General features: G+C 57.6%; 18 protein-coding genes. 3 read left to right on the top strand and 15 right to left on the bottom strand.

Annotated elements, in window-relative coordinates; genetic code table 11:
* Positions 1-261: 261 nt before the first annotated feature.
* Entirely contained in the window at positions 262-1,818 is a 1,557-nt protein-coding gene (locus tag AC3G2T_RS24195; protein ID WP_488437182.1) for an AraC family transcriptional regulator, read from the bottom strand.
* Positions 1,819-1,971: 153 nt separating this feature from the next.
* Here AC3G2T_RS24195 and AC3G2T_RS24190 point away from each other — a divergent pair, with 153 nt between their 5' ends.
* Positions 1,972-2,961 carry an ABC transporter substrate-binding protein gene (locus AC3G2T_RS24190; RefSeq protein ID WP_488437181.1) on the top strand — a complete coding sequence of 330 codons (990 nt, stop codon included), beginning with the start codon at positions 1,972-1,974 and terminating at the stop codon, positions 2,959-2,961.
* A gap of 43 nt (positions 2,962-3,004) precedes the next feature.
* Here the strand turns inward: AC3G2T_RS24190 and AC3G2T_RS24185 are convergent, their stop codons facing one another.
* From AC3G2T_RS24185 to AC3G2T_RS24155, 7 genes are read right to left on the bottom strand one after another with little or no spacing between them, the layout of a single operon-like run.
* Positions 3,005-3,850 carry an SDR family oxidoreductase gene (locus AC3G2T_RS24185; RefSeq protein ID WP_488437180.1) on the bottom strand — a complete coding sequence of 282 codons (846 nt, stop codon included), beginning with the start codon at positions 3,848-3,850 and terminating at the stop codon, positions 3,005-3,007.
* Positions 3,851-3,866: 16 nt separating this feature from the next.
* Positions 3,867-5,027 (bottom strand): GNAT family N-acetyltransferase, encoded by a 1,161-nt coding sequence (locus AC3G2T_RS24180; protein ID WP_488437179.1) that lies wholly within the window; start codon positions 5,025-5,027, stop codon positions 3,867-3,869.
* Positions 5,002-6,351, bottom strand: a complete 1,350-nt coding sequence (locus tag AC3G2T_RS24175; RefSeq protein WP_488437178.1) for a F390 synthetase-related protein — start codon at positions 6,349-6,351, stop codon at positions 5,002-5,004. The genes AC3G2T_RS24180 and AC3G2T_RS24175 overlap by 26 nt, the downstream gene beginning before the upstream one ends.
* Entirely contained in the window at positions 6,351-7,217 is an 867-nt protein-coding gene (locus AC3G2T_RS24170) for an MBL fold metallo-hydrolase (protein ID WP_488437177.1), read from the bottom strand. Before AC3G2T_RS24170 ends, AC3G2T_RS24175 begins: the two co-directional genes overlap by 1 nt.
* Positions 7,207-8,211: an NAD-dependent epimerase/dehydratase family protein gene (locus tag AC3G2T_RS24165; protein ID WP_488437176.1), complete on the bottom strand. Its 1,005-nt coding sequence runs from the start codon at positions 8,209-8,211 to the stop codon at positions 7,207-7,209. The genes AC3G2T_RS24170 and AC3G2T_RS24165 overlap by 11 nt, the downstream gene beginning before the upstream one ends.
* A complete protein-coding gene (locus AC3G2T_RS24160) occupies positions 8,208-9,506 on the bottom strand; it encodes an ATP-grasp domain-containing protein (RefSeq protein ID WP_488437175.1) in 1,299 nt (432 codons plus the stop codon). The genes AC3G2T_RS24165 and AC3G2T_RS24160 overlap by 4 nt, the downstream gene beginning before the upstream one ends.
* Positions 9,496-10,491, bottom strand: a complete 996-nt coding sequence (locus AC3G2T_RS24155) for a beta-ketoacyl-ACP synthase III (protein ID WP_488437174.1) — start codon at positions 10,489-10,491, stop codon at positions 9,496-9,498. The genes AC3G2T_RS24160 and AC3G2T_RS24155 overlap by 11 nt, the downstream gene beginning before the upstream one ends.
* A gap of 426 nt (positions 10,492-10,917) precedes the next feature.
* Here AC3G2T_RS24155 and AC3G2T_RS24150 point away from each other — a divergent pair, with 426 nt between their 5' ends.
* Entirely contained in the window at positions 10,918-11,541 is a 624-nt protein-coding gene (locus AC3G2T_RS24150) for a hypothetical protein (protein ID WP_488437173.1), read from the top strand.
* 48 nt (positions 11,542-11,589) lie between these two features.
* Here AC3G2T_RS24150 and AC3G2T_RS24145 read toward each other — a convergent pair whose 3' ends face one another.
* From AC3G2T_RS24145 to AC3G2T_RS24125, 5 genes are all read right to left on the bottom strand, one after another.
* Positions 11,590-11,775: a hypothetical protein gene (locus AC3G2T_RS24145; RefSeq protein WP_474684756.1), complete on the bottom strand. Its 186-nt coding sequence runs from the start codon at positions 11,773-11,775 to the stop codon at positions 11,590-11,592.
* A complete protein-coding gene (locus tag AC3G2T_RS24140) occupies positions 11,768-12,325 on the bottom strand; it encodes a hypothetical protein (protein ID WP_474684755.1) in 558 nt (185 codons plus the stop codon). Before AC3G2T_RS24140 ends, AC3G2T_RS24145 begins: the two co-directional genes overlap by 8 nt.
* A gap of 213 nt (positions 12,326-12,538) precedes the next feature.
* Positions 12,539-13,372 (bottom strand): carbohydrate ABC transporter permease, encoded by an 834-nt coding sequence (locus AC3G2T_RS24135; protein ID WP_488437172.1) that lies wholly within the window; start codon positions 13,370-13,372, stop codon positions 12,539-12,541.
* Positions 13,369-14,214 carry a carbohydrate ABC transporter permease gene (locus tag AC3G2T_RS24130; RefSeq protein WP_488437171.1) on the bottom strand — a complete coding sequence of 282 codons (846 nt, stop codon included), beginning with the start codon at positions 14,212-14,214 and terminating at the stop codon, positions 13,369-13,371. The genes AC3G2T_RS24135 and AC3G2T_RS24130 overlap by 4 nt, the downstream gene beginning before the upstream one ends.
* A 276-nt stretch (positions 14,215-14,490) precedes the next feature.
* A complete protein-coding gene (locus AC3G2T_RS24125; protein ID WP_488437170.1) occupies positions 14,491-15,648 on the bottom strand; it encodes a type II asparaginase in 1,158 nt (385 codons plus the stop codon).
* 133 nt (positions 15,649-15,781) lie between these two features.
* Between AC3G2T_RS24125 and AC3G2T_RS24120 the strand changes: the two genes are divergently transcribed.
* Complete coding sequence (locus tag AC3G2T_RS24120) at positions 15,782-16,294, top strand: hypothetical protein (protein ID WP_488437169.1); 513 nt, start codon at positions 15,782-15,784, stop codon at positions 16,292-16,294.
* Between the two features lie 19 nt (positions 16,295-16,313).
* Here the strand turns inward: AC3G2T_RS24120 and AC3G2T_RS24115 are convergent, their stop codons facing one another.
* Positions 16,314-17,234: a carbohydrate ABC transporter permease gene (locus tag AC3G2T_RS24115; protein ID WP_474684765.1), complete on the bottom strand. Its 921-nt coding sequence runs from the start codon at positions 17,232-17,234 to the stop codon at positions 16,314-16,316.
* Between the two features lie 30 nt (positions 17,235-17,264).
* Complete coding sequence (locus AC3G2T_RS24110) at positions 17,265-18,215, bottom strand: ABC transporter permease (RefSeq protein ID WP_488437243.1); 951 nt, start codon at positions 18,213-18,215, stop codon at positions 17,265-17,267.
* Positions 18,216-18,257 lie beyond the last annotated feature (42 nt).

Here is an 18,257-nt window from a genome sequence, read left to right as displayed (position 1 = left end):
CTCCCCACCCGCGAAGCCCCTCGCGCGCGAAGCTCCTAATTCCGCGGCTCCTAACAACGCCGGGGTTCTGACCGCCGCCATGCGTCGGCGACACAACGCACGCCCGGGATTCGCGCGCGTTGGGTGCTGCTTTTGCCGCGATGCAGCACAACCGCCTCTTACGATACAAATTGTATCATCATAATTGTAAAAAAACAATTCCCTGCTTTTCGCAGGGAACGAATCATGACTCTCGGCGGGCGACGCCGGGCCAAACCTTTTTCAGAAAACCGAGACGAGCTCGTCGATAATCCGGTGCCGGCCCTGCGGCGTCCAGCTCATCGTCAGCCAATTCGGAATAATCCGGGCCTGGCCGTTCCGGACAGCGCGGATCGATTGCCAGCGGCGCTGGCGCTGGATTTGTGAGAAAGTCTCCTCGATCTCCGGGTGGCTGGAAAACTTTTCAATGAACAAATGATCGGCGTCAAGGTCGGGAAATTGCTCCGGCGTAAAATGCTCCCTCATCGCCTCGCGGGGCACGCCGCTTCCCGGGTTGAAGCCGAGCTCCGCATACAGCAAATCGTTCAGCGGATGGTTCGTCGTCCCTTGAACGCGAAACTGCGAGTGAATGACCTGCATGTAGGTCACGCCCTCGTCCCGGAAGGCGGGAGCAAGCATTTTCCGCACCTTGGCGGTCCGCTCTTCCAACTGCCGCACCGTCCGCCGGGCCTCGCTGTCCCTGTCGAACATTTCCCCCAGCTTCAGGAGCGTGACGCGCCAATCCATATGGAACTTCATCAGCACCGTCGGCGCGATGCTTTTGAATGTATCGTACAAAGCCTGATGCGAAAAATCCGCCACGATCAGATCCGGCTTCGAACGCTTCAACTCCTCCAGCTGCACGCTGCACAAGCGCCTGTGCTCGGCATCGCTCATCCCTGGATATGGATGGCAATCGATCGTCGCAACAGGTTCGACGCCAATCGCAGCCAAGTTGTCATGGTAGCCAAAACGTGAAGCGGAGGCGACTCTCAACTGATGCCGCTTTATGTAAAGGGCAGGCGGAATGCCGGAATGCCGCTTAAACAGACGGCTGAAGTAATACTCGCTGTCAAAACCGACGGACGCCGACACCTCCTTGACGGAGCCACCCGAACTAAGCCGCTGCTTCGCATGCTGCAGCCGGATTTGGTTCACGTAGTCGGTCGGCGACACGCCGGTCGCTTTTTTGAAGCTGCGGCAAAAGGAATTCGGCGACAGCCGGGCTATTTGGGCCAGCATATCGCGGCTCAGCTTCCGCTCATATTGCTTGTGCATATAAGCGATGCTTCGATCGATTGCTTCGTTCCCCGTGCGCACCTCGCTCTGCGCCGCCGCTTCCCTCGCGATGACATGCAGCAGCTCCTGCAGCTGCATGTTCGGATCGCGCAGCCCGGGGCGCTCCATGGCCGATTGGGCCAGCCGCTGAAACCGCTCCGGCAGCAGCCGCTCGTCGCCGATCGGGATGCAGCCCTGCGGCATATGCTCCGGCGGCCCCGCGCCATCGCCGCCGCTTAAATTCCATGCGCCTCTATGCCTGGAAACCGTAACGGCGCGCATGAAGACGATCTGGCACTCCAGCTCGTCGGACAGCACGGCAACGTCAACCGACATGCCCGGATGCAGGAAAAACAGCCGGTACGGCTCCGCCTCATAGACGGCGCCGTCCAGCAGCACTTCCGCCTTTCCTCTCACGACAAGGCAAAGCATCGGAAACGGCACACGGCGAAGGCGAACCACGGCTTCTCCGGTCCTTTTGTAAGTACGCACGGATGAAAACAAATACAGCGTATGTTCCATAGCAGGCAGCTAACTCCTCTATTCATCCGGCAGCCGATGTGACAATCGGGCAAAACCGGGATACTTGAAGGCATGGACGAATCGGCATGCAAACTTTACACTATTTTATGATAACAATTCTCATTATCATTGTAAAAGGGGAGAACAGACACCATGTTTCAACGTACAAAATTTGCATTTATCGCAGCAACTTTGCTGCTTTCGCTGGCCCTCGCGCTCTCAGGCTGCGGCAGCGGCAAACCCGCCGCAGGCTCGCCGCCTCCCGCCACAGCGCCGGCCACTGCCGCTCCGGCAGCTGCGGTGGAATACACCGTCAAGCATGCCATGGGCACGACAACGATCAAAAAGCAGCCGGAACGCGTCGTCGTCCTGGTCAACGACGGTGTCGAGGACATTTTGGCTCTCGGCGTCAAGCCTGTCGGCATGGTCCGGGCATGGGGCGTTGAGCCCTACTACCCGCACCTGAAAAACGATCTGCAAGGCGTGCAAATCGTCGGAGACGAGCAGCAGCCGAATCTGGAGCTTATCACATCGCTGAAGCCCGACCTGATTATCGGCAACAAGATCCGCCAGGAAAAAATTTACGATCAGTTGTCTGCGATTGCTCCGACCGTCTTGTCCGAGCGTCTGCAGGCAGACTGGAAAATCAACTTCATGCTGTTTGCCGAAGCTTTGAACAAAAAAGAGGAAGGCGGCAAAAAGCTGGCCGAATTTGACAAGCATCTCGCCGAAGTCAAGCAAAAGCTCGGAGACAAGGTGAACTCGCAAGTCTCGCTCGCCCGCTTTTACGTAGGGGATAAAGTCCGTATTTATTATAACGATACGTTTGCCGGCAATATTTTGAAAACCGTTGGCCTGAAGCGACCTGCCGTTCAAAACAAAGATACGTTCGCCGACATTATTCCGAAAGAGCGCATCCCCGAGCTGGAAGGCGACGTCCTGTTCTACTTCACGCTGGAAGACGACAAGGGCGAAACGACGAAGAACGAGAAAGCATGGCAGGAGGAAGCGCTCTGGAAAAATTTGAACGTGGTCAAAGCGGGCAACGTGCACAAAGTGAATGACGGCATTTGGAACTCGTCCGGCGGCATCATTTCGGCCAATCTCATGCTCGACGATCTCGTCAAATATTTGGTTAAATGAGGAAACGCGGCAGCTATGCGGATATGCGCAGCTGTCGCGTTTTTTATTTGAGGAAGCGCAGCAGGACGGCTTCGTACCATTTCCACGGCAGCAGCGCTTTGCCCCACAAGCCGGCGATGACGCCGCGTCCCAGAGGATACCGCAGCCGCGGTTTGGCCGAGCCGGCGATTTTCACGATCGTATCGGCCACTTCCTCCGGGTCGGAAGCGGTTGCGGCCGTCCGGCGCGAAAATTCGAGCACTTTATGCAGCGGTTTCCGGTATGCCGACTGCTCCGGGGCGCTGATGGCATCAAACCCTTTTTGCCAAATGTCAGTCCGGTACGCCCCCGGTTCGACGAGCACGACGTCGACTCCGTAAGGCTTCATTTCCAGCCGCAGCGACTCGCTGAAGCCCTCCACGGCGAATTTGGACGTGCAGTAAGGCCCGTAGCCCGGATATCCCGAGCGTCCGCTCACGCTGCTCACGTTGATGATAACGCCGGAGCGCTGTTTCCGCATGTAAGGGAGAACCGACTTGGCGACGGCGATGACGCCGAACAGATTCGTCTCCATTTGCGCCCTCCACACGTCCATCGGCACATCCTCGACAAATCCGCCCGCGGCAAAGCCCGCATTGTTGACCAGCACATCGATTCGCCCATAGGTGCGCATAATGTCCGCCACAACCGCCTCTACCGCAACATGATCGGTTACATCCATGCGAACGATTTCAAGATTTTCCGCCGAAACGCCCGCCTGCTCTGCGTGCTTAAGCACCAGTTCCCGCTTCTGCAAATTGCGCATGGCCGCGATGACGCGGTATCCGCTGCCCGCCAGAGCGACGGACGTTCGCAGCCCGAAGCCCCCTGACGCTCCGGTAACCAGCGCGACCTTCGGTTCGTTTCCCATCGGACAGAGCCTCCTTTTACAGCTTATATTTTCGCATTAGCGGTACGCCGATTTTGTCCAGGACGTTCTGGAGAAACGCCCATCCGGCCTGCCTGTAGGCCGGGAGATGCGCGCCGTATACCGCGCTGTACTCCATATCGGAGACGGCTCCGCGATTGCGTTTGAACTGCGCCGCGCCGGAGCTTTCATGAAGCAGATGCCCGCTGCGGCGGGCAATGTCAAGCAGCACCGCCGAGAGCATACGGTACAGCCCGAGCTCCTGCGGCAGCGACGTATCGTAGCCGAACACCGGAGTCGTCATGACGCCATTGCGGCAAAAATAGCCCAAAACCGCATCGATGCTCCCCGTATTCCGGCTGCGCAGCGCATGGAACTGCAGGAGCTTTTCCTTCAGCGCAAGCGCAAAAAAACGGTCGCCGAACTGCGGATTATGATACGAATATTTATCCAGGTAAAGCGACTTGTACAGGGCGGACAGCCGCGGAACGTCCTTTTCCGACAGCTGCTCGGGACCCAACACCTCGTAGCGGTGCGCCTCCAGAAGCCCGTAGTCCCGCTTCAGGAGCCAGCGCGCTTTCGCGTTCGTTCCCGCTTCCTCCGAAGGCCGGAGAAAATAAATTTGCCTGCTTGGCACAAGGCGGAATCCGCGCCGCTGCAAAGCGTCCATCAGTGCGCCGTTCGTCGTGCGGTTCAAAGAGCGGAACACCAGCGTATGCCGAGGAAATGTGTCCAGCAATAGCGCAACCGCTTCGTCGATATGCCTGTCGGACAGGTTGGGATATAAGTTCGTCGACAGCAGCCAATTGTTGACATGAACGGTCCGGTTGAAACTACCTGCTTTCAGCAGCAGCCCCAGACCGCCGAGCAGCGCCGGAAGCAGCAGCCGGGCGGCGCGCGATTTGAGCAAATACAATTCCTGTCTGGCGTAGCTGATATAGTGCGTATAAGGCGAGCAGACGTAAGAGTTCCCGTATTCGCCGTCGTTCTCGGTAACGGGCAGCACGTGTTCGTCCAACTTCAGCGCATGCAGCTTCGTCCGCACGTTGGGAATAAGCGTTTCAGCCGGCTGCTCGAAGAACGGGAGCAAAAACCGTTTCGCATACAAGCCGTCTTCCGTTTTCGGCCAATTCATGCTTTTTATCGTGTTTTTGTCATAAAAGCGAATGTCCGTCGACATGCGTAAATCTCCTTTCCACGCGGCGCAGCTTGCGGTCTCCGGGTACATGATGGAAGCTGGAAAAAAAGATTTCGGGCATCCGGCAGCCGATCCGGCAGCATAAAGCTTCAAGCGAGCTGCGGACAGCGGCTTGAACCCGAGCCCCGGTCTCCCCCCGCCTATCGTCCACCTGCAGCGAAATTTCCAGCCGCTCCGGCGCATGGAGAATCGCGCGGTAGGCGCTGACTTGCTCAGATGCGCCGATGATGCATCGGGAAATAAAATCGGGAAATACCGGCACCAGCCGCCCCCCCTCCAAGGCGGGCAAATAAAACAGATCGTCGCACCGGCCCTCAATCCGCTCGATCGCGGTAAAGGGCGAGCCGCAAGGACACGGCTCCGCCCGCTCTGTCAGCAAATCGTTAAGACGATAACGGACGATCGGCTGCGTGAATCTGGAAAAGTCGGTCACGATGGGCACGAATTTGCGCAGTCCGCGGTCCACGTACTCCTTTTGCACGCAGACGACGTCTTCGTTGAGGTGCAGCGTTCCATGCGGACAAGTGGCGGCCAAAAACCCCTCGGTGCATTGGTATACCTGATGCGCCGTCTGGCGGAAAGCCGCTTCCATGATTCGCCGGTCCAGCGGGTCGAGCACCTCGGCGACGGAGACGATGCGCTTCGGCTCGATATGCAAGCGGCCCTCCCGCTTCGCGTCGGCGAGCAGCCGCAGCATGGACGGCGGGGCAACGAGCAGCGTAGGCTTTTGCATGTTAAGCTGCTCCAAATGCTCTTCTGGGGAATCGAGCATATCATAAAACCGGAACTGCAGCCTGCGGCTGCCTACCGAGCCGTATAAATTGCTGTTCGCCCGCAGAAAAAAGGCGATCCGGTGACGGCCGAGCAGCGAGCCGGGCAAGATTTTGGCCAGCACGGTTCCGGCCCACGCAAGCCGTTCCCGCCGGCTGACCAGAAAGAGCCCGCGGTTGCCCGAAGTGCCGGAGGACAGGCCGACGGTAATCCCGCCGATCATCGGCGTAAACTCCCGCGTCCGCTCCGCCTCCAGAGCGAGCTCGAACGCCGAAGCTTTGCGGATGCCCGCCGTATTGAGCGCGTCGAAATGATCCATCATCATCTGCTTGTCGATGACGGGAAACCGGCGCCACTCCGCCACCGGCGCATCTCCCCAAAGCTCGCGGTAAAACGCCGACGCTTGCCGCACCCGTTCCAGATGGCGGCGCACTTTCTCCTCCTGCCAGCGTTCGAGCTGGCCGCGGTCGGTCCACCGCTGTCTCATCCGGGCGGCCGCGTAGCAATATGCGATTTGCAGAGTATCGGTCGGCATTAGAGCGGAACGCCTCCCTGGATCCAGTTATCCCAAATCTCGGGACAGTGCGACGGAACGATGCGAAGCTCGGGGATTTCCCGGTGCAGGCGGACCAAGCGCTCGAAGCTCTCGCCGTATTGGCGCTTGTCCGGCATGATCAGCCCGGTCAAAGGGTGCGGCGGGCGGTTCTCCCGGTACGCCCGGCTCGACCAGGCCGCATCCGCGCAGAGCAAATAATCGTGCCGTTCCGTCGACAGGAACAGGCCGATCTGCCCCTCGGCGTGGCCCGGCAGCTCAACCGCCAGCAGGCTGCCGTCGCCGAGCACGTCCATCGCGCAGGGGAACCCGAACTCGGGCGGCAGCGCGACCTGCGAGCTGCGCTCGATAAAGCGGGACCGCTGCAGGAAATCGTCCGGCAGCAGTCCCGGCAAAAAAGCTCTGCGCAGAGCGGCCATGCCGCGCAGATGCCGCACGGCATCATACGCTTCGGGCGCGTACCAAAATGCCGCGTGCGGAAAATCTTTCAATCCTGCCACATGGTCGGCATGAAAATGCGAAATGATGACGCCGTTCACCTGCTCCGGGCGGACGCCGCAAGCAAGCAGCTGCCTGACGGCGCTGTCCGGCTCACGAAACACGACCGGCGTCGTCATCCGGTACAGCCGGTTCGGCAGGCGCTCCGTCTCCGCGAGAAACCGCCCGGCATAGCCGGTGTCCCACAGCAGGAAGCCGGCCTGCGGATGTCCGATCAGCGCGAACAGCGCCGGAATGCGGCAGACGCCCGGCTTTCCTCCGCGAATCGTTACCCATTCCGGGTGTTTGCAGTAGCCGGCAGCGAACAGCTGCAGCTTCACTTTTGCCGTTGTCGGCAGCTTACTTGCCATAGCCTTCCCGCTCCTTCCACCAGGCTGCAAAAGCGTCCAGCCCCTCGTCCACGCCGATGCGGGGCACATAGCCCAAATCGCGGCGCGCCGCGCTGATGTCGAGCGTCTGGCTGCGGCCGAGCATCCCCGCCATCGCCCGCGTCAGCAGCGGCTCGCGCGATCCCGGCAGCCACAGCGCCGCCAGCTCCATCGCCGCCGCTGCCGCATAGGCGGCTGCGAACGGCAGCTTTTTCGGTCGCAGCGGCACGCCAAGCTTGGCGAACAGCCTTGCGGCCGCCTCCGCGAACGGCAGGGGCTCCCCGTTCGTGATGTTGTAGACGCGGCCCAATACATCGGCGGCTGGAGCGCTCTGGCACAAAAGGAGCGCATCGACGACGTTGTCTACGTAAGTGAGGTCGATCAGCGCCCGGCCGCCGTCAATCATCGGAACGCCCCTCGTGGCGTTCGCCGCAATAATCCGGGGCAGGATCGACGCATCGCCGGGCCCGAAAATCGCCCTCGGCCGCACGATCACGGCCGGCAGACCGGCAGCGCAGGCGCGTTCCACGGCGGCTTCCGCAAGCCGCTTCGTCGCGGCATAGGCGCTCGCCTGGCGCGCCGGCAGCGGGTCGGCCTCGCTGACGTTCATCCTGTGCGCCGCGCCGAAGTACACGCTCGGCGTGGATACGTGGATGAACCGGCCGACCCCGTGCCGGAAGCAGCCGGCAAGCAGATGTTCCGTCCCTTTGACGTTGGCGTCGTAAAAAAGCCCGTAAGCCCCCCACGATGCAGATAAAGCGCCGCAGTGAAACACGGCGTCCTGCCCGGCGCAAGCGGTGGCCGTCTGCTCTGCGCTGCGCAAATCGGCCTGCGCGAACCGGATGCCGAGAGCTTCCAGCTCGCGGCCTGCATCCGCCCTTCTTCCCATGGCGGTGACGTCCCAACCCGACCGGCAAAGCCGGACAGCCAGACGCCGCCCCAAAAAACCGGTCCCGCCGGTTACCAAAGCTCTCATAGCTCATCACCGTTCCATTCCAGATCGGATGTCGATGCTTCGATGAGCGAAATGCCCTGCGCGGAGGCGATTTTTCGCATATCGGCCAGCATCGGCAGCTGCTCCAGATACGGCCTCGGATCCGACCGTCTGAAAATGACGTCCTTGGCCGCCGCCAGCTTGCGCAGCCATTCCGGCAGGCTGCGCCAGGCGCTCTGCCCGGACAAGCCGTAAGCCAGCATCGGCAGTCCGAGCATTCTCCGCACGTGAGGCGACGGCTCGACGATGCGGCCCTGCAAAGCTTCCGGCTGCACAAAAGCATCCGCCATGCCGGGCTCCGCCGCAAGCAGATGAATGCCGCTGGTCGTCCGCGGGTTGCATTCGATCGGAAACAACCGCCCGTCCGCCGTTTCTATAAAATCAAAAGCGATTTGTCCGCTGAAATTTTCCAAGCTCACAAACTTGCGAACCCACTCCAGCGCCGCCTGATGAGCAAGCGGCTCGAAGTAAATGCTCGCGCCGCCGCCGAAAGCGTACTGCGAGCCGTAGGCCGCATGGGCGGTCAGGCGCCCCTCGAGCGCGACGCTGTACGTGCAGACGCTGCGGCCGGCAATATACTGCTGCGCCACCCAGGGGCAGCCGAACGCCTCCGGGTTTGCCGCCGGCATCTGTGCTTGTGCCGACGCTTGCGCCCGAGCTGACGCTTGCGCCTGTTCCGACGTCGAACGACCGCCGAAGGTACCGGACGGCTTCACGATCCGAACCTTGGCGGCGAACCGCGAATATTCCGGCTTCAGCACGTACCCTTCCGGGAACGCGGAAGCCGCCGCTGCGCCACCGCCGCCCGCTCCCGCGTAATCGGAGAGCTCCCCGGCGGTGCGCAGCAGCCGTGTCTCCGGCACGGCGAAGCCCAGCGCTTCCGCCCGGCGGATGAACGCCCACTTGCTGTGCAGGGTGCGCAGCTGCCCGAGCGGAGGCGCAAACACGCGGCAGCTGCGGCTGAGCCGCTCCCGCGCCGAAGCCACATAAAACACTTCCTCGCAGGTCGGAAGCAGCAGATCAATGCCCTCGCGCCGGGCGATGTCCTCCAGCGCGGAAATAAAATCGGCCGTATGCCGGGCCGGACTCGGCACCGCAAAGTTTCGTTTCACGGCCGATGAAACGCGGCACAAATGATGCGCAGCGCTCTCCGCTGCGTACACTTCGCAGCCCGCCGCAGCGAGCAGGCGGGCCAGTTCCAGGGCGGCCGGAGCCCGGCCCCCCGTGATCAGCACCCTGCGGACCGGCCGCTGCCCCGGCGTCCCTTCAGTACACAAAATCGACGCCTCCCAACGAGAAGCCCGCCGACGTTCCGAGCAAAAGCACCCGGTCGCCGCGCCCGATCCGCCCCTGCCGGATTGCCTCGTGCAGCCCCATCGGAATCGAGGCGGCGATCGTATTGCCGTGGTCCGGGGTAATGTACATCAGCTGCTCCTCCGATATGCCCAGCTTGCGGCGCAGCAGCCGCATCGCCATCGCGCTGCCCTGGTGCGGGATGACGAGCCGGTAATCCCGGATATCGCTGCCGCTTGCGGACAAAATCCGCCGCAAAAAGTCCGGAAGCAGCCTCGAAGCCATCCAGAAAATCGCCTCTCCGTTCATGTCGAACAAGTAGTCCGCTGCGGATTCTTCACCGTACTCCTTGGCATGCCGGGCGCTTCCGCCGCCGCGTATTTCCGAATAATGCGCACCGCCGCTGTACGTCTCCATCGCCGCAAACACGATGCCTGAGCGCTCTTCCGACCCCGCCTGTTCGATAACAGCCGCTGCCGCCCCATCCCCGAACAGGGCGGCGCTCTCCTTGTGCTGCCAGTTCAGTCCTTTGGACGCCACTTCCGTCGATACCAACAGCACCCTTTTGTAGCGCCCGGCGTGAACCATGTACGACATGATATCCAGCCCGGCCACAAAACTGAGGCAGGTGGAATTGATGTCGAACGAAGGCACACCCGATTGCTCCTGCCCCATCGCTCTCTGAATCAGAGCAGCCGTACACGGGATCGGCTGTTCCATCGTGCCGCTGACGCAAACGAGGCAATCGATTTCCGCAAAATCCCGTCCGGCAGCTTCAAGCGCCCGCTGCGCCGCCCTCGCTCCCATTTCGGAAGCAGTCTCTTTATCGATAAAATGCCGGGTCAGCACATTCGTCTTTTTGCTCACCCAGCCCTGTGCAACGTTCAATTTGCGGTCCATTTCCGCAGCCGTAATCCGGCGCCCCGGCAAATAGACCCCTGTTCCCGTTATTTTCACTTTTAGCATCATGCTGCCCTCCAACGATGTGACGTTCTCCTTGTTCCTATTGTAAGGGAACGCAGCATAATTCATAGTACTAAGTTCGACTAGTACCTTAATTCGACAAAACTTATTTCGACAAAACCGGCGGCAATTCCTCCGCGGGTACCATAGCAATAATCGCCAGGAGTAGTCACTTGCAGGAAAAGCGATGCAGAAAAGCCGGATGACGAATACGTCACCGGCCATGCGCCAAAAACCTGCAAAAGTGCAGGCTTTTTCCGCATATGTGGTTCGTTTTGAGGAAAAGCCTGCAATTGTGCAGGAATTCCCGGCTCAAACCGCTTTGAGCTCATATATACGCTGAAAAGCCTGTATTTTTGCAGGAATATTGCGCTGCAGGCGTACTGTCGGGGAAAAAGATGCACTTTTGCAGGCTTTTTAGGCTGGGGACAGATGAGAGCACTGGATTGTGGGGGATGGGCGACGGTAGATCTGGTTTGTCGGCGGACGGCGGACAGATGGCGGCAGATCTGGTTTGTACGCGGGCGGTATACGGATGGCGGTAGATCTGGTTTGTCGGCGGACGGCGGGCAGGGCGCGGCAGGTCTGGTTTGTATGCGAGCGGCGAGCAGGGCGCGGCGGCACTGGTTTGTCGGCGAGCGGCGAGCAGGGCGCGGCGGCACTGGTTTGTCGGCGAGCGGCGAGCAGGGCGCGGCGGATCTGGTTTGTCGGCGAGCGGCGAGCAGGGCGCGGCGGCACTGGTTTGTCGGCGAGCGGCGAGCAGGGCGCGGCGGATCTGGTTTGTACGCGGGCGGCTGGCAGGGCGCGGCAGGTCTGGTTTGTTCGCAGGCGGCGGGCAGGTGGCGTCAGGTCTGGTTTGTACGCGGGCGGCTGGCAGGGCGCGGCGGATCTGCTTTGTACGCGGGCGGCAGACGGATGGCGGCGGGTCTGGTTTGTATGCGGACGGCGGGCAGGGCGCGGCGGATCTGCTTTGTATGCAGCGGCGAGCGGACGACGGCGGCTTTGGTTTGTATCCGGCGACCGACGGAAGTCGCCGAAACCGTCCTCCTTCAATGAAGTTCAATTGAAGGAGGGCGCGGTTTCGGCACGCATCGTTGGTGTTTATTACTTGCCGTATCTTCCTTTGATTTCCGGCTGGATTTTGGGCGCTAGTGCTTTCATGGCCTGTTCGGCTGTTTCTTTGCCGAGCCAGACCGGGTCCAGCGCCGAGAAGCTCATGTCCGTCACTTTTCCGAAATTGACCAGGTAGTATCCGGGGCTTGCTTTTCCGTTGTTCAGCAGGTTATGCATGAAGATTTGTTATGTACAGCAAAGTGACGAAAACATTGTTTTGCGTAATGAATTTCTTTTGCGTAATTTGCACGCCGCTTGCATTGAATTCGCTCTGCCAGTAACTCGGCGTCTGCAGCCGTTTGGACACATTCTCGCTGAAGCTTCCCGGTGAAACGGCAACGGTGTAGGCGTCCCTATCGTTCAAATTGTCCTGATACGCAAAAGAACCCGCAAAGCCGAGGACGCCCGGATTGTGCACCTTCATATAGGCGCTCCTGCCCCTCGTCATCAAATCGGAGCCTTCCGGATCGTTGCCGGGTCTGGACAGCATGCGGTCCATCCAGAAATCGGTCCCGCCCTTCTCCGTATCGTACATCGCTTGCATCATGCTGTTCACGGTATAAGACACAGGTTCGGCAGGCACCGGATTCGCCGCCCCGCCAAATACGGGCATTCCCGGGTCGTTAGCCGCAAGCGCCGGACTCGGACTGGCAAGCAGCGTCAGAACGGGAATACAAACGGTCAAAACGGCAAGCACTTTTTTGAAACCCTTTGCATCGGTTGGCATGTCATACCTCCTTGCGCTCGTCTATGAGCAGAATCAACATGATCAAAGCCGGCTTTCAGAACCGAGAAGGTTGGGCGCTGCCTGGTGAAGGAGGAACGGAGCGTAGGTGTGGCTACGTGAGTACCGGACTTCCCAGGCTCGCTCAAGATTCGACGCCGAGTACGCTTCCCCGATTCGCTTCGTTATCAAAGTCGGCTTTTTTAACCTCCTTGCCTAGCCTTTGATGCCGGTCATGGTGATGCCTTCTATCAGCGCCCTCTGCGCGAACAAAAACAGCAGCAGCGACGGCAGCACGATGATCGAAGTGGCGGCCATCATGTAATTCCACTGCGCCGAGTACGAGCCTTGAAACAGCGTCAAGCCGAGCATAAGCGTGTAGTGCTTCTCGGACGTGATGAACACGAGCGGACCGAGAAAATCGTTCCAACTGGCCAAAAACGCCAGCAAACCGACGACGGTCATCGCCTGCTTGCCGAGCGGCACGATGATGGTCCAATAAATTTGGGCGTGCCCGGCGCCGTCCATTTTGGCCGCTTCATCCAGATCGCGCGGAATCGACAGGAAAAACTGCCTGAGCAAAAAAATATGAAACACGCCGCATCCAAACCAGGACGGAGCAATAAGCGGCACGAGCGTGTCGGTGAGCCCAAGCATTTTCCAGCCGATGAAATGCGGGATCATGACGGCGAAAAAAGGCAGCATCATCCCCGTCAAAATGACTCCGAACACGCGGTTCCTCCCCGGCCACTGAATTTTCGAGAAACTGTAGGCGCACATGGAAGCGGTCAGCAGCACGCCCAGCACGGAAAGCCCGGTCACCAGCACACTGTTCAAAAAGTAAGTGCCGAAAGGATAATTGCCCAAAGCAGTAGCAAAATTGCTCCATTGCAAAGCTGCCGGAATAAACTGCGGCGGTTTCTGAAAAATTTGGCCCATATCGATTAAAGTCGTACGAAAAATCCAATAAATGGGAAACAAACAAATGATGCTGCCCATGAGCAAAATGGCATAAATCGCTGCCTGCGAAAGCATATGTTTAGTCTTCATTGGCGCCGCTCCTGGTCTTCGTAATAGACGAGCGAGTTGGAAAGCTTGAAGCATACGCCGGTGATCAGCAGCATGACGAGAAACAGCAGCACCGCGCTGGCGCTTGAAGTGCCGAACCTGGAAAACTGGAAGCTTTCCTTGAACAAATAATACACGTACAAATAGCTGGCCTTGTTCGGCCCGCCCTGCGTCATGACATGCGGCTGCACGAACGTTTGAAACCCGTTGATAAAGCCGATAACCGTGTTGAAAAAAACAATCGGCGAGCTCATCGGAACGGTAATATACGCAAGCTTATGCAGCGCGCTGCCGCCGTCGACCTCGATGGCTTCGTACAGGTGGGACGGAATATATTGCAGTCCGGCCAAAAAAATGACGATCATGTTGCCCGTCGTCCACAAGCTCAACAAAATGAACGTCGGCATCACCGTGCTGTCGGACGACAGCCAAAGCGAGGTCGGCAGATGCAGACTGTCCAGCACATAGTTCACGACGCCAAAATCCGGCTGCAGCAGCCACAGCCAAATCATGGAGGCGGCGGCAGCGGGAATGATGACCGGCAAATAAAAAATCGCCCGAAACACACTCCTGCCTTTAATCCGCCGGTTCAAAAGAATCGCCATCGCAAACGCAAACACGACTCCGGCCGGCACGCTGATCAGCACATAGTACGCAGTGGCCCGCACGGCAGGAAAGAAAAAGGTGTCCTTGCCCCCCAAAAGGTCCCTGTAATTCACCAAACCGATAAAACGGGGAGCCGAAACTACATTGTACTCGGTAAAGCTCAAAATGAACGTATACGCCAGCGGTCCGACTACAAAAATCAGAAATCCCAGCAGCACCGGCGACGCAAATAACAGTCCGGCTATCCACTCCCTGGTTGCTCTCTTTTTTACGAAAACAATGACATATCAGCCTCCTTGCCGCAGATGCACATTCGCAGCGCCTATGTAAACCGATTATAATGTTCGCGCTTTCAAACGGAAATTCGAATGATTTTGTTTTGGTGGACTAAACTTGGTTTTCTAATAAATGTCCACTAATCCAACATATGCACACCCCTGGCTTCACAAATAAAAACGCCGCCCCTGAACGGAGCGGCGCACTCGAATAATCTCTCAGTATTGGTTGAAATACGCTTGAATCTTTTGCGGATCTTGGGTTTTGGCGAGCGCCAACATCAACAAGATGCGTGCTTTTTGCGGGCTGAGATTGTCGGAAGTGATAAATTTATTGTCGTCATCCATTTTTTCTCTGGTAACTATACCTTCAGGCACGCGGGTACCGCGAACAACGGCAACACCTTTTTTTACAGCATCCTGCAGACCCGGAAGCGTTTTCTCATGAATGGAGCCGTCGCCTGTACCGGCGTGGATAATGCCCTTTGCTCCGGCTGAAACCGCGGCGTCAACCAATATACGGTCGTCATTGGCATGAGAGTAGACGATATCTACGCGCTTCAAACTATCTTCAGTCATGTTGCGAATGTCAAATTCGGACTGGCTTGTATGTTTTTTAACCGGCAAGTTGTAAAAGTAAGGTTTACCTCCCTGCATATATCCAAGGTAACCCAGTTCCGGATTTTTGAAAGTATCAACGCCGGTAGTGCTGGTTTTAAAAGTATCGCGAGCGTTTCCGATCTTGTCGTTCAAGGAAATCAGGACACCCTTGCCCTGGGCTTCTTTAGAACCGGCTAACGCTACAGCGTTGTACAGGTTTAACGGGCCGTCAGCCGATATGGCCGTAGAGGGACGCATGGAACCGACGATCACGACCGGTTTGTCGGAATGAACGGTCAAATCGAGGAAATAGGCAGTCTCCTCCAATGTATCGGTACCGTGGCTGATGACAACGCCGTCATACTTCGGATCATCCAATGTCTTTTGGACTTCCTTCGCCAGCTTGATCATGATGGCATCGGTATTGGATGTGCCTGAATCGATTTTCGCCACTTGGGCAGCGGACAGGTTGGCAATATCTTTTAGCGATGGCACCGCTTCAATAAGCTGATCCGGAGTCAGAACCCCCGCTTGATAACCGGTAGTTTGCGTGGCAACAGAGCCGGTTCCGGCGATCGTGCCGCCCATTGCCAAAATTTGAATGTTGGGCAAATTGGATTTGACGGCATTGCTCGAATTTGTAACGGGAGCCGGGTCATTTGGGGCCGTATTTTTTGTTTGTGCTTCCGTTTGGTTTTTCACCGCACACCCTGAAGATATGAGAGATAATGTCAGTACAGCGATAGCCGCGACTTTCTTCCCGGTTAATTTCTTCACTTGAAAAATTCCCCCTTAAAGACATTTGGCTCAACTTTAGATTGATATTAAACCGCTTACATTATTCAGTCTAAACCCTCAACTATAAAAATCTACACGAACCTACAAAACCGGTTCGAGTACTTCTCACGAATTGACGCAAGCTGTTTTGGGGGTAAAAAAGCTTGCACTTTCCAGGCAGCCCGAGAAAGTCGCGGCACTATTCAGGGCTAGGGGAACCCGTGAGACCGCTTTTTCCCAACTTGCGCCTCACCCGGCGCAGGCCGTGGAACTGCGCAACTGGGCAGAAAACAGCTTGGCAGGAATGCGGTCGACTGACCGCCGTCATGCAGCGCAGCACCGCGCGCTGGGAGCTGCACGGGATGCAGAAAAAACCTGCAAATGTGCAGGTTTTCCCTCTGAAATCGGCTTGTTTTGGCGAAAAACCTGCAAAAGTGCAGGAATTTTCGCTGAAAGTGAACCTGATCCTATGTCCCCGCTGAAAAGCCTGCACAATTGCAGGAATTCTCCGTATCCAGCGATCAAGGAAGCAAATTCATGTATTTTTGCAGGTTTTCTTCGTGCAGCCAGGCAGGTTGTAGCTATCGCCACTGACGCAGGGGTTTCCGGGCAGCCTGACTTTTGCGCAGGCTTACTCCCCGAATAGCCGCCTCATCGCCGGCACATCAGCCCTTCACACCGCCGACAGTCATTCCTTTGACAAAGTACTTTTGCAGGAACGGGTAGACGAGGATGATCGGGACGCTGGCCACAATCGTCATCGTCGCGCGGATCGTCGTCGGCGTTACGGTCAGCGCGCCGGTGTTGCCGCTGCTGGCGAATACGTCGGCTGCCGACTGGGACGTCGTCGTGTTCGTATTTTGCAATATTTTCATCAGTTCGTATTGCAGCGTGCTTAGATTATCTTTGGACGAGTTGTACAAAAATACGTCGAACCACGAGTTCCACTGCCCGACCGCGCTGAACAGTGCAACGGTAGCTAGTACCGGCACGATGAGCGGCAGTACGACCCGGATGAACATCGCGAAGTCCCCTGCTCCGTCGATCCGCGCCGCTTCCAGAATGCCGTCGGGCAGCCCGTCGATAAACGAGCGGATGACGATCAGGTTGAATACGCCGATCAGGCCGGGAATGATGTATACCCAGAAGCTGCCGACCATGCCGAGATCGCGGATAAGCAAATATCCCGGAATGAGGCCGCCGCTGAAATACATCGTGAAGATGAAAGCGACCGAGACGAATTTGCGCAGCACGTACTCCCGGCGGGAAATCGTGTAGGCGACCATCGCCGAGCAGAACACCGTCACGACGGTGCCGATCACCGTCCGCAGAATCGAAATGAACGTCGAATGAATAATGAGCGCCTCGCTGAATACGTATTGAAAATTTTTCCCGGTCCACACTCTCGGCCACAAATAAATGCCTCCGCGAACCGCGTCGTTCGCATCGTTCAAGGCTACGGCCAACGTGTTCAGAAACGGATACAGCGTCACGATGACCAGACAAAGCATAAACCCGATATTGAATATGTCGAACAAACGGTCTCCCGGGGAAGAATAGCGTCTGTTCGAACGTTTAACGCGCACGGTTTCCAAAGCCGAACGCCCTCCTTCCGTCTAGAACAACCGGGCTTCTCCGGCCCGTTTGGCAATCTGATTGGCGCTGATCAAAAACACGAAGCTGACCACCGTCTTGAAAATGCCCGCCGCCGTCGCCAGCGAGAAATTCCCTAACGAAATCCCGTATTTCAGCACGAAAATATCGAGGTTTTCCGAATAGTCGACGGTCATTCCGTTGCCGAGCAAATATTGCGGCTCAAAGCCGGACTCCAGAATGTTTCCCAAATTCATAATGAGCAGTATGATAAAAACCGGTTTTAAACTTGGCAGCGTAATGTGCAAAATGCGTTGGAGCCTGCCCGCTCCGTCCATTTCCGCGGATTCGTAAAGCGCCGGATCGATCGTCGTCATCGCCGCCAAATAAATGATCGTGTTCCAGCCGACGTTTTTCCATACCTCGGAAGCTCCGAGAATGCCCCAGAAATATTCGCCTTTGCCAAGCCACAGAATCGGTTCGTCAATCAGATGCAATTGCAGCAGGATCACGTTGATGATACCGCCGTCCGTCGACAAGGCGCCTGAAATAATACTTGCCGCGACAACCCAGGAAATAAAGTGAGGCAAATAGCTGATCGTCTGCACGACTCTTTTAAAGAAAACTTGCCGAAGCTCGTTGAGCAAAATCGCCAGCGCGATCGCCGTAGCGAAGCCGAGAACAAGATTGATCACACTCATCGCAAACGTATTGCGCAGGACGCGAAGAAATGCTTCATCCTGAAACAAAAACTTGAACTGATCCAACCCGACCCAGGTTTGCTCCGCGAACTTTTTGGCCGGCCGGTAGTTTTGAAACGCCATCGTCCAGCCCCACAGCGGGACATATTTGAACATGAACAGCCAGATCAGAAACGGAACCGACATGGCGAACAACGCTTTTTGCCTGCCGAGCTTGTGCCAAAACAGCGCAATTCCCGTCGATTTCCCGGACAGCTTTGTTTGGCCAGCCATCTTATTTGCAGTAGGGCTCTCCATAGAAAATCACTCGCTCCT

It is taken from the genome of Paenibacillus sp. sgz302191 (assembly GCF_057749925.1).
The sequence above is the reverse complement of the archived record's forward strand: the minus strand, read 5'-3'. Positions and strand labels throughout refer to the sequence as shown.